The organism is Streptomyces mesophilus, assembly GCF_011044995.1.
Lineage (GTDB): Bacteria > Actinomycetota > Actinomycetes > Streptomycetales > Streptomycetaceae > Streptomyces > Streptomyces mesophilus.
This window is the reverse complement of sequence record NZ_JAAKZW010000065.1, coordinates 24,063-34,542: the sequence shown is the minus strand read 5'-3', so window position 1 is coordinate 34,542 and position 10,480 is coordinate 24,063. Positions and strand designations below refer to the sequence as shown.

Sequence of the window (10,480 nt, the reverse complement as noted above, 5' to 3'; positions counted from 1 at the left end):
CCCCAAAGGCGGACGGCACCCCCTCCGCCGTCATGCGCCCGCCCCGATCACCATCGGCACCCCACGCGAGATCCCGGTCCGCAACTGCAGCGCGAGGTCGACATCCGCCGCGTCGGGGCGCGCGCGCCCCGACAGGTCGGCGATCGTCCAGGCCACCCGCAGTACCCGGTCGAGTCCGCGGGCCGTCAGGAGTCCATGTTCGAGATCCCGCTCGGCGCCCTCCATCGCTCCCGGCGCGGCTCGCCACCGCGTACGCAACTCGTGCCCGGGCACCTCGGCGTTGGTCCGCCAGGGCGTCCCGTCGAGCCTGGCCAGCGTGCGCTCACGCGCCGCCCGCACCCGGTCCGCGACCGTCGACGTGGACTCCCCGCCCGCGAACTGTCCGGTGAGCTCCCTGCGGGTGACGCGGTCCACCTCGACCTTGATGTCGACCCGGTCGAGCAACGGCCCGGACAGCCGCGCCTGATAGCGCCGCACCATCGCGGGCAGGCACTCGCACAGATCCCCCATGACGGTGAACTGCCCGCATGGACAAGGGTTCGCGGCAAGGACCATCTGGAACCGCGCCGGCAGCCGCACCACCCCCGCCGCACGGGCCACGATCACATGCCCGGACTCGAGCGGCTGGCGCAGCGAATCCAGCGCTTTCGGGCTGAACTCGGGTGCCTCGTCCATGAAGAGGACACCGCGATGCGCCAGGGATACGGCTCCCGGCCTGGGCAGCCCGTTCCCGCCTCCGATCAAGGACTGCATGGTCGCCGAGTGGTGCGGCGCGCAGTACGGCGGCATGTCGACCAGCGGCCGCCCCGGCGGCAGCATCCCGGCCACCGAGTGAACCGCCGTCACCTCCAGGGCATCCGCCCGGGTCAGCGGCGGCATGATCGCGGGCAGCCGTTCGGCCAGCATGGTCTTGCCCGCGCCGGGAGGCCCGGACAGGAAAAGATGGTGCCCGCCCGCCGCCGCCACCTCGATCGCCGTACGCGCCGACAACTGACCGACCACATCGGCCAGATCCAGCGGCCGCTCATGCTCGCCGACCCCCGAGAGCCCGGTGCCGATCCCCGCCCCCGGCACATGCAGCCCGGCGAGCGAGGCATCCGGACGCCCTTCGTCGTCCTGCTCCTCATGGGGCACGGGCTCATCGTTGAGTACGGCGACGACCTGCCGCAGCGTCCGTACGCCGAGCACCGAGATCCCCGGCACCAGCTTGGCCTCCGCCGCCGTCACCTCGGGCACGACCACCTTCTTGAAGCCCGCATCGGCGGCCGCGAGCACGGCGGGCAGCACACCCGGCACCGGTCTGACCCGGCCGTCGAGCCCCAGCTCCCCGATCATCACCACATCGGTGAGCTCGCGGGGATCGATCCGCTCGGCCGCCCCGAGCACCGCACACGCCACCGCGAGATCGAACCCGCTGCCCGACTTGGGCACCGCGGCAGGGCTGAGCCCCACCGTGAGCTTCTTCTGCGGCCAGTCGGCCCCGGAGTTGACCACCGCCGAGCGCACCCGATCGCGGCTCTCGGTGAGGCTCTTGTCGGGCAGCCCCACCAGCGTGAACGCCGCCACCCCGGGCTCCAGATCGGCCTGCACCTCGACGACGACGCCCTCGACGCCGACCAGGGTCACCGCACACGTACGGGCGAAGGCCATCAGGCCACCCCCCGCACATGCTCGACCACCGGAGCACCGCGCGGCGGCAGCATCACGCCCACCAGATCGATCCGCACCCCGCCCGGCGGAGGTCCGCCATGGCGGCGCACCCAGTTCTCGGCGAGGGTGCGAAGCCGCTGGGCTTTCGCGGGCGTGATCGCGTCCATGGGGTGCTGAAAGGGCCCGTGCGCACCCGGTGGCCCGGCTCTTCGGGTCTTGACCTCGCAGATGACCAGCGCGTCACGGTCCATCGCGACGATGTCGATCTCGCCGCCGCGGCCCGCCCGCCAGTTGCGCGCCAGAATGTTCAGCCCGGCGTCGGTCAGCCGACGTGCCGCCAGGTTCTCTCCGTACTTGCCCAGTGCGCTGCGTGCGCTCATGGGGCGTCACCTCCGAAGTCGAATCTCCGAAGTCGAAGGTGACGCAGTCCCGCGAGAGTTGTTGATCTTGGTGGATAACCGGCGGGTTGTGGAAAACTCACTCACCCGCGCGAGGGACCACGGAGTCCCCCGAGGGACCTCAGCCGCCCGGCAGCTCCAGATCGCTCTTGTTGAGCTCCTCGATGTTCACGTCCTTGAATGTGAGCACCCGCACCTGCTTCACGAAGCGAGCCGGCCGGTACATGTCCCACACCCAGGCATCCGCCATGGACACCTCGAAGAAAACCTCACCCTGAACCGAGTGAACCTGCATCTCGTAGTCGTTGGTGAGGTAGAAGCGCCGCTCGGTCTCGATCACATATTTGAACAGACCGACGACATCGCGGTACTCCCGGTAGAGCTTCAGCTCCATCTCGGTCTCGTACTTCTCGAGGTCCTCGGCGCTCATGGCATGTTCCCCTTCAGCCGTGCGTCCCCCTATTGTGCGCCAGCCCCGCCTGCCTCTAGACGATTTCCGTATCGAGGACCACGGGAGCGCCGGGGGGACCCTCGTCGAGCAGTGCGCTCAGCAGCCCGGCGAGCTTGGTCGGGTACACCGTCTCATGCGCGGCGAGGAGTTCCCCGCACGTCCACCACCGCAATCCCGCAACGCTTCGCCGCTCCAGCTCGGTCAGACCGGGCATAGCGGTCGCGGCCACGACGTCGGCGGCGGCTTCGTGTGTCGTACGGGCCAGGAAGTACCACTCGTCCTGGTCCCAGCGCTGTCCGGCGAACGGGAAGGAGCAGACCCGCTTCCACAGCACAGGACCGAGCTCGACGTCCGTGATCCCGGTCTCCTCCGCCAGCTCCCGCAGCGCAGCCTCCTCGTGGGTCTCCTCGCCCTCGAGCCCGCCGCCCGGCGTGAACCACCAGTCGTCCTCGGGATGATCCGGCTCATGCCCGTGCAGCAGCAGAATCCGGTCCTGCGGATCCAGGAGTACGACGCGTGCGACCCGCCTCAGCCCCGCCGAGCCGTCTTCCGGCCCAGAAGCACGGTCACCGGACACCCGCCGGCTCCCTCCGGGCCGCCGGCCGCTTCCCGCGCCGGCCGGTCCGCTTGGCGATCGGCGCGTACGCCGCACCGCCCATGACGAGCACCGCGCCACCGATCACCGCGGTGAGCAGCAGCCGCAGCGGACCGGGCTCGGAGATCCCGCCGGGCAGGTCCTTGAAGCCGCCGGGCTCGGGCAGCAGGCCCTCCATCGGCCAGGCGATCGCCTCGACCCGGGCGTCCACCCCGGACAGCGGCACCGCCCCGTTGCCCGCGTCCTCGAGGTGGGCGCTGGAGTCGAGGGAAATGCTGCGGTCGTCGCCGAGCAGGAAGATACGGCCCTTCGGCACGGTCGTCGGCGGGAAATTGGTGCCCGCGTCCCGCGCGCTGGTCGGCAGATACGGTTCTTCAATCGGCTTGCCGTTGACGGTCATCCTGCCCTTGGCGTCACAGCAGGCGATCTTGTCCCCGCCGACCGCCACGACCCGCTTGACCATGGGCATATCGCCCCAGTCCTTCTCCTTGAAGACCACGACGTCGCCCCGCTTGACCTCGTCACCGTCGATCCGCTGGGCCAGCACGCGTTGCCCGCCCTGGATGGTCGGCGCCATGGAGTTGGTGGGCACGGTGTACGGCTGGTAGACGAGCGCGCCCCAGGCGAATCCGCCGAGGAACAGCACACAGCCGAGTGCCACGGCAATGCCCGAAAGGGTGCTGCCCAGTCGGCTCCCGCCCTGGTCCGTACTGCCTGCTCTGCTCATCCCGGCCCGTCCCCACCTCGGAGAATCCGATCCCGGACGCACGCACTCCTGCACGTACGCCGGAAAGATCGGTGATCTGGGACGGCACCCTACCCGGCGGTACCGTCGCCAGAAACCCTCGCTCGGAACCGCCCGGAAGCCTCCACAGGATCAGGCCCGCGCCCCCACGGGCGCGGGCCTGCGTTCACTCGGAATCAGGCCTGCGCGCGCAGGGCCTTCCGCCGCTGCCACAGCACGAACGGCACCGCACCCGCAAGACCCAGCGCACCCGGCGCGGCGGACATCGCGGCGGCCAGACCCGGCTGGTCGAAGGTGTCGGGCACCGGCAGCGTGGCCCAGCGGGTGGGCGGCCAGGCGATCACGAAGGCGCGGCCCACGACATTGTCGACCGGCACGAAGCCGCCGCCCGGGTCGTCCTGGTGGTAGCGGGAGTCCATCGAGTTCTGCCGGTGGTCGCCCATCACCCAGAGCTTGCCCTCGGGCACCTTGACCTTGAACTGGCCGCCGTCGGGGTCGTCGGAGCACGCGGTGTTGCCCGGGAAGACAAACGGCTCGTTGAGCGCCTGGCCGTTGACCAGGAGCGGGCCCGTGCCCTTGCACTCCACGGTGTCGCCGCCGACGCCGACGACCCGCTTGATCAGGTCCTTCTCCTCGGCGGACGGCATCAGACCGATGAAGCTGAGGGCCTTCTGGATGGCATTGGGCGTCGGGGTGGGCTCGCCCGCGAGCCAGTTGCCCGGGTCGTGGAAGACGACGACCTCGCCGCGCTCGGGCTCGGAGCCGAACCACGGCGTGAGCTTGTCGACCAGGACGCGGTCGCCCTGCTGCAGCGTGTTCTGCATCGAGTCCGAGGGGATCGAGAACGCCTGCACCAGGAAGGTCTTGATCAGCAGCGCGAGCAGCAGCGCGATACCGATGAGCAGCGGCAGCTCCTTCCAGAAGGAGCGCTGCTTCTTGGCACCGGAGTCAGCGGACTCGCCGGCTTCGTCTTCGCCGAGCTGATCCGCATCATGCGTGGAGGACTCGGGGTCGTGGGCGTCTTCTGCACCGGCCGGACCACTGCCGCTGATCACTTCGCGTTCATCCTCGGGTTCGTCGTGTCCGGATCGTGCGCCGACGGCCAAATCCCCCACATCCACTCCTCGTTCCGTACCGCTGCCCGCGCCACAGACGGCGAAGGCCTACCACTCCCATAACGAGCGGGAGTTCCGCAGGGGTCGGCGGCAAAGTCGCCGCGCTGAAATCGTCCCGGGCCACCCTATGCGACAGCCCTGTGGCCGCGGTCGACCCGCCACGCGTGCTGTCCGCATCGGGCACGGAAGCGTAGGCGCTGCGCTCCTCGAGGCCCCGCCAGTTGCCCACCGGCCAGGCGATCACCACGGCCCGGCCCACGACCTCGTCCTGGGAGATCGTGCCGCCCTTGCCCTCGTCGATATGGGAGCGCGAGTCCGCCGAGTCGGACCGGTGGTCGCCGAGGACGAACAACCGCCCTTCGGGGACCCGTACGTCGAAAGTCTGGTTCGAGGGCTTGTCGCCGGGATTGAGATACGGCTCGTCGACGGCCACTCCGTTGACGGTGACGCGGCCGTCCTTGCCGCAGCATCTGACGCGGTCCCCGCCGACGCCGACGACCCGTTTGATCAGGTCCTGCTCGTTGTCGGACGGCAGCAGTCCGATGAAGGTCAGACCCTGTTTGACCTGCTTGACGACCACGGGATCGTCCTTGGGCTCGATCTGCTCCTTGGTCAGCCAGCCGCCGGGGTCCTTGAACACCACGACGTCGCCGCGCTCGGGCTTCGAGCCGAACCACGGGGTGAGCTTGTCGACGAGCACCCGGTCCCCGACCTTGATCGTCTGCTCCATGGAGCCGGAGGGGATGACGAAGGCCTGCACCAGGAAGGTCTTGAGTACGAGCGCGATCAGGACGGCCACGCCTATGAGGAGGGGTATCTCCTTGACCGCGGAGCGCCTGCGCCGGCGCTTGACCTTCCGCGCGAGCTTGCGCCGCTCGGCCCGCCCCGGCAGCACCGGGCCGCTGGTGGGCCGGGTGCCGGTGGGCAGCCGGGTGTCGGCCCGGTGATGGGCGCGCGGGCGGCCGCGGCTACCCATGGGGAGCCTTCGCTGCGCCGGCCCCCAAAGCGCTCCCCGGACCTTCGGGAACCCTGGCGAGCGTATTCCCCGCACCCTCGGGAACCCTGGCCAGCGCATCGGCCCCGGCGATGTCGGCCCACCGCCCGACCGGCCAGCCGACCCACTCCGCACGCCCGATGACCTGCTCGACCGGCAGGAAGCCGCCGCCCGGCGAGCCGAGGTGGTCGCGGGAGTCGCTGGAGTCGCTGCGGTGGTCGCCGAGCAGGAAGAGGGTGCCCTCGGGCACCACCACGTCGAAGGGAACGCTCGAGGGGGCGTCGCCCGGGTGGAGATAGGTCTCGTCGACCGGCTCGCCGTTCACCTCGATCCTCCCCTTCTCGTCGCAGCAGACGATGTGGTCACCGCCCACTCCCCCTACGCGTTTGATGTAGTCGGAGTTCCCGAAGTAGCCGCTGCCGTCGAACACGACGACGTCCCCGCGGCGCGGTTCGGACCCGAAACGGTACGCGAGTTTGTTGACCAGGACGCGGTCGCCGTCGCGCAGCGTGGGCTGCATGGAGCCGCTGGGGATCAGGAACGGCTGCATCACGAAGTGGCTGACCAGGAGCAGCACCACCACGATCACCACCAGCCCGGCGACGAACCGGCGCAGCCCCGTGCTCAGCAGTTCGCCGGGCCGCAAACGCGCGGAGCGCGACCCCTCTTCCTGTTCCCCTGTGGGTGCGGAAGAGCGGTCGCGCTCCGTGCTTCGTGCTTCGGTGTCCATCGGGGCCAGAGCCTATCCGGCCGCCTCTGGACGCTGGATCCGAGGATCCGTACGAGCCCGGGGACCCGTACCGTACGAGCCCGAAAGGCCCGCGCGCGATCAGTTGTCGCGCTTCTCCTTGATCTTGGCAGCCTTGCCGCGCAGCTCACGCAGGTAGTAGAGCTTGGCGCGACGGACGTCACCGCGGGTGACGAGCTCGATCTTCTCGAAGATCGGCGAGTGCACCGGGAAGGTGCGCTCGACGCCGACGGAGAAGGAGACCTTGCGGACCGTGAAGGTCTCGCTGATGCCCGAGCCCTGGCGGCGGATGACGATGCCCTTGAACTGCTGGATACGGGAGCGGTTGCCCTCGATCACGCGCACGTGGACGTTGACGGTGTCGCCGGGGCGGAAGTCCGGGACGTCGCTGCGCAGGGAAGCGGCGTTCACGGAGTCGAGCAGGTTCGACATGGTGTCTGCTTTCTTCGCCGATGCCACAGGTCATCGACGGACAAGGTAGAGATGAGTTTCGGAGCTGCTTCGCCGGACGGGCGTCATGTCCCCCTGTGGCAGGGGCGCACGCTGGACGTACAGCAGCGACCTATTCTTCCACGGCCTCGCGTTTACGCCAAAACCGGCCGCCGGGCTCCGGCTCCCAGCCGAGGATCGAGAGCATCTCCCGGTCCTTCTTGTCGAATACGGCGGCGTCGCAACGCTCAATCAGATCAGGCCTGTTGGCGGTCGTACGCCGCAGCGCCTCGTCCCTGCGCCAGCGGGCGATCTTGCCGTGGTGGCCGCTGAGCAGCACGTCCGGGATCCCGTGTCCACGCCACTCGGGCGGCTTGGTGTACACGGGGCCTTCGAGCAGATTCGCCATGGCGCCGGGCGCGAAGGAGTCGTCGCGGTGGGATTCGGCGTTGCCGAGCACGCCCGGCAGGAGCCGGGCCACGGCCTCGGTGATCACCAGGACCGCGGCTTCTCCGCCGGCCAGGACGTAATCGCCGATCGACACCTCGTATACGGGCATACGCGTCGCGTACTCGTCCATCACGCGCCGGTCGATGCCCTCGTAGCGGGCCGGCGTGAAGACCAGCCAGGGCCGCTCGGAGAGCTCGACGGCGAGCTCCTGGGTGAAGGGCCGCCCGCTTGGCGTGGGCACGACCAGCGCGGGGGCGCCGACGCCCGCCTCGTAGCCGTCGGCGAGCAGCTCGTCGAGGCAGTCGCCCCAGGGCTCGGTCTTCATGACCATGCCGGGACCGCCGCCGTAGGGGGTGTCATCGACCGTGTTGTGCCGGTCGTATGTCCATTGCCGCAGGTCATGGACGTGCACATCGAGCTGTCCGCGGGCGCGGGCCTTGCCGACGAGCGAGACGTTCAGGGGTTCGAGGTACTCGGGGAAGATCGTGACGACGTCGAGCCGCATCAGGCGTCGCCGTCCTCACGGGAGTCCTCGTCGGCCTCGCGGGAGTCGTCGGCCTCGCGGGAGGAGGCGATCTCGGCCTGGTCGTCGATCAGCCCGGGCGGCGGGTCGATCACGGCCCGCTGCTTCTCGAGGTCGATCTCGGTCACGATCTCCTCGACGAACGGGATCATGACCTCGGTGCCGTCCTCGCGCTCCACGATGAACAGGTCCTGCGAGGCGAGGTGCGAGATCTCGGTGATCCGGCCGACCTCGGTGCCGTCGGCGAGCACCACGTCCAGGTCCATGAGCTGGTGGTCGTAGTACTCGTCCTCGCCCTCGGGCAGTTCCTCGGGGTCGACGTCCGCGATGAGCAGGGTGTTGCGCAGCGCCTCGGCGCCGGTGCGGTCGCTCACGCCTTCGAAGCGCAGCATGAGCCGCCCGCTGTGCACACGGCCGGCCGCGATGGTCAGCGGTCCCGTGGCGGCCGGGTCGGTGGCCAGTACGGCGCCGGGGCCGAGCCTGAGCTCCGGCTCGTCCGTGCGCACCTCTACGGTGACCTCGCCCTTGATGCCGTGGGCGCGGCCGATCCGTCCGACTACGAGCTGCACTGTGTCTCCTGTTGCTTCACGACGTACGTACATCTTCCTTCACGACGTACGCACGCGTCCTGACGTACGACGACGGGCCGGGGCGGGCCGAAGCCCTCCCCGGCCCGTGCCGGTACTGCTGTGGTTCAGCGAACCTGGTCGACGTCGACGAGGTCGACGCGGACACCGCGGCCGCCGATGGCACCCACGACGGTCCGCAGGGCGCGCGCGGTGCGGCCGTTACGGCCGATCACCTTGCCGAGGTCGTCGGGGTGGACCCGGACCTCGAGCACGCGACCACGGCGCAGGTTCTTGGAAGCCACCTGCACGTCGTCGGGGTTGTCGACGATGCCCTTCACGAGGTGCTCGAGAGCCTCCTCGAGCATGCTCAGGCCTCGGTCGACTCGGTGGAGGAGGCCTCGGCCTCGTCCGCCTTCTTGTCGGCCTTCTTCGCCTTCGGCGTGATGGCCTCGCCCTTGGCGTCGTCACCCTCGATGCTCTTCGCGAACGCGTCGAAGGAGGCGCGCTTGTCTTCCTTCGTCTCCGGCTGCAGCAGCGGAGCCGGGGCCGGCAGGCCCTTGTGCGCCTGCCAGTCACCGGTGAGCTTCAGGATGGCCATGACCGGCTCGGTCGGCTGGGCGCCGACGGACAGCCAGTACTGGGCACGCTCCGAGTCGACCTCGATGCGCGAGGGGTTGTACGTCGGGTGGTACAGACCGATCTCCTCGATGGCCCGGCCGTCACGGCGGGTACGGGAGTCGGCGACGACGATGCGGTAGTGGGGCTGGCGAATCTTGCCGAGACGCTTCAGCTTGATCTTGACTGCCACGGGAGTGGTGTCTCCTGGTCTATGACGTGGTTGGGCACATGAGATGCCACGTGGGGTTGCGGTACTCGGGTGCCCGATGGACGCGTCAGCCGGAGGCGAGAGGGTTCCTGTGCGGCTGTCGAGTACAGCTAGCCATTGTGCCATACGTGGCCGGGGCCCCGTCCCGGGCTGAGCCCCTTGACCACGGCGGGCGGGGCTCAGCCCGCCACCACCACCGCCTCCGGGATACGGAACGGCTTGCCGCAGCCGCCGCAGACGATCGGGGCCTGGGCCAGGACCGAGGGCACGACGCGGACATTGCGGCCGCAGTCGCAGACCGCCTTGACGCGGACACCGCCGCCCGACGAGCCGTGCCGTGCGGCCGGACCGCGGAAGGAGCGGGCCGTGTCCGCCGAGGTCGCCGCCGTGTGCGCCTTGAGGGCGCGCTGCAGCCGCTCGATCGTCGGCCGGTAGCGCTTTCTGGCCTCCGGATTCAGCGTGACCAGCGAGAAACCGCTGCTCGCATGCGGCTCGGCCGCGTGGTCGAGCCCCATCTCCTCGGCGATCGAGAGGAAGCGGCGATTGTGGTAGCGCCCCGCGCGGGAGGTGTCACGGATGCCACGGGCCGCGGCGATGCCGTGCACGGCCTCGTGCAGCAGACGCTCGAAGGAGAGCTCGGCGCCACAGGCGGACGAGGACTCCCCGATCAGGGATTCGGGCGCGGCAAGATCGGGCAGCTCGGGGTGGAACCGTTGAATCTCGGCCCACGCCTGCGCCAGCTCTGCGGCGAGAACAGGTGGTGTCGTGCTCACGTCGTGATAACGAGCCAAGGTGCCTCGGTGTTCCTATTCCGGGGCATCCCAAATAATTTGCCCGTACCAGTCAGTTGCCCCTCATACGGTGGGACGAGGGCGGGTGCGCTGATCTGCGGATTAGCCGCATACCTCGTACTAAGTGGGTACGTAGCGGCGTGTACGCCCCGGCGCGTAGAGCAAGTACACGCGCCGGGGCGGCAGTTGTCACGTG

14 protein-coding genes are annotated in these 10,480 nt (G+C 69.6%); all 14 read right to left on the bottom strand.

Features of this window, described 5'->3' with window-relative positions; translation table 11 throughout:
- Positions 1-30 precede the first annotated feature (30 nt).
- The 14 genes from G6045_RS17625 to G6045_RS17560 all read right to left on the bottom strand — a co-directional run bounded on the left by G6045_RS17625 (position 31) and on the right by G6045_RS17560 (position 10,266).
- Positions 31-1,650, bottom strand: a complete 1,620-nt coding sequence (locus tag G6045_RS17625; protein ID WP_165332928.1) for a YifB family Mg chelatase-like AAA ATPase — start codon at positions 1,648-1,650, stop codon at positions 31-33.
- On the bottom strand, positions 1,650-2,030 hold the full coding sequence (locus tag G6045_RS17620) for a YraN family protein (protein WP_165332927.1): 381 nt from the start codon (positions 2,028-2,030) through the stop codon (positions 1,650-1,652). Before G6045_RS17620 ends, G6045_RS17625 begins: the two co-directional genes overlap by 1 nt.
- Positions 2,031-2,169: 139 nt before the next feature.
- Positions 2,170-2,478 (bottom strand): DUF2469 domain-containing protein, encoded by a 309-nt coding sequence (locus G6045_RS17615; RefSeq protein WP_003965949.1) that lies wholly within the window; start codon positions 2,476-2,478, stop codon positions 2,170-2,172.
- Between the two features lie 55 nt (positions 2,479-2,533).
- Positions 2,534-3,076 (bottom strand): NUDIX hydrolase, encoded by a 543-nt coding sequence (locus G6045_RS17610; RefSeq protein ID WP_165332926.1) that lies wholly within the window; start codon positions 3,074-3,076, stop codon positions 2,534-2,536.
- A complete protein-coding gene (gene lepB / locus G6045_RS17605; RefSeq protein WP_165332925.1) occupies positions 3,066-3,821 on the bottom strand; it encodes a signal peptidase I in 756 nt (251 codons plus the stop codon). The genes G6045_RS17610 and lepB (G6045_RS17605) overlap by 11 nt, the downstream gene beginning before the upstream one ends.
- A 194-nt stretch (positions 3,822-4,015) precedes the next feature.
- On the bottom strand, positions 4,016-4,954 hold the full coding sequence (lepB, locus tag G6045_RS17600; RefSeq protein WP_165332924.1) for a signal peptidase I: 939 nt from the start codon (positions 4,952-4,954) through the stop codon (positions 4,016-4,018).
- Positions 4,902-5,930 (bottom strand): signal peptidase I, encoded by a 1,029-nt coding sequence (gene lepB, locus G6045_RS17595; protein ID WP_165332923.1) that lies wholly within the window; start codon positions 5,928-5,930, stop codon positions 4,902-4,904. The genes lepB (G6045_RS17600) and lepB (G6045_RS17595) overlap by 53 nt, the downstream gene beginning before the upstream one ends.
- On the bottom strand, positions 5,923-6,678 hold the full coding sequence (lepB, locus tag G6045_RS17590; RefSeq protein WP_165332922.1) for a signal peptidase I: 756 nt from the start codon (positions 6,676-6,678) through the stop codon (positions 5,923-5,925). The genes lepB (G6045_RS17595) and lepB (G6045_RS17590) overlap by 8 nt, the downstream gene beginning before the upstream one ends.
- 99 nt (positions 6,679-6,777) lie before the next feature.
- Positions 6,778-7,128, bottom strand: coding sequence for a 50S ribosomal protein L19 (rplS, locus tag G6045_RS17585; protein WP_165332921.1), 351 nt, complete (start codon positions 7,126-7,128; stop codon positions 6,778-6,780).
- 130 nt (positions 7,129-7,258) lie between these two features.
- A complete protein-coding gene (gene trmD / locus G6045_RS17580; RefSeq protein ID WP_165332920.1) occupies positions 7,259-8,080 on the bottom strand; it encodes a tRNA (guanosine(37)-N1)-methyltransferase TrmD in 822 nt (273 codons plus the stop codon).
- Positions 8,080-8,667: a ribosome maturation factor RimM gene (gene rimM / locus G6045_RS17575; protein ID WP_165332919.1), complete on the bottom strand. Its 588-nt coding sequence runs from the start codon at positions 8,665-8,667 to the stop codon at positions 8,080-8,082. The genes trmD and rimM overlap by 1 nt, the downstream gene beginning before the upstream one ends.
- A 125-nt stretch (positions 8,668-8,792) precedes the next feature.
- Positions 8,793-9,032 carry an RNA-binding protein gene (locus tag G6045_RS17570; protein ID WP_165332918.1) on the bottom strand — a complete coding sequence of 80 codons (240 nt, stop codon included), beginning with the start codon at positions 9,030-9,032 and terminating at the stop codon, positions 8,793-8,795.
- A gap of 2 nt (positions 9,033-9,034) precedes the next feature.
- Positions 9,035-9,475, bottom strand: a complete 441-nt coding sequence (gene rpsP, locus G6045_RS17565) for a 30S ribosomal protein S16 (RefSeq protein ID WP_165332917.1) — start codon at positions 9,473-9,475, stop codon at positions 9,035-9,037.
- Between the two features lie 197 nt (positions 9,476-9,672).
- Positions 9,673-10,266 carry a hypothetical protein gene (locus G6045_RS17560; protein WP_165332916.1) on the bottom strand — a complete coding sequence of 198 codons (594 nt, stop codon included), beginning with the start codon at positions 10,264-10,266 and terminating at the stop codon, positions 9,673-9,675.
- Between the last annotated feature and the right edge of the window lie 214 nt (positions 10,267-10,480).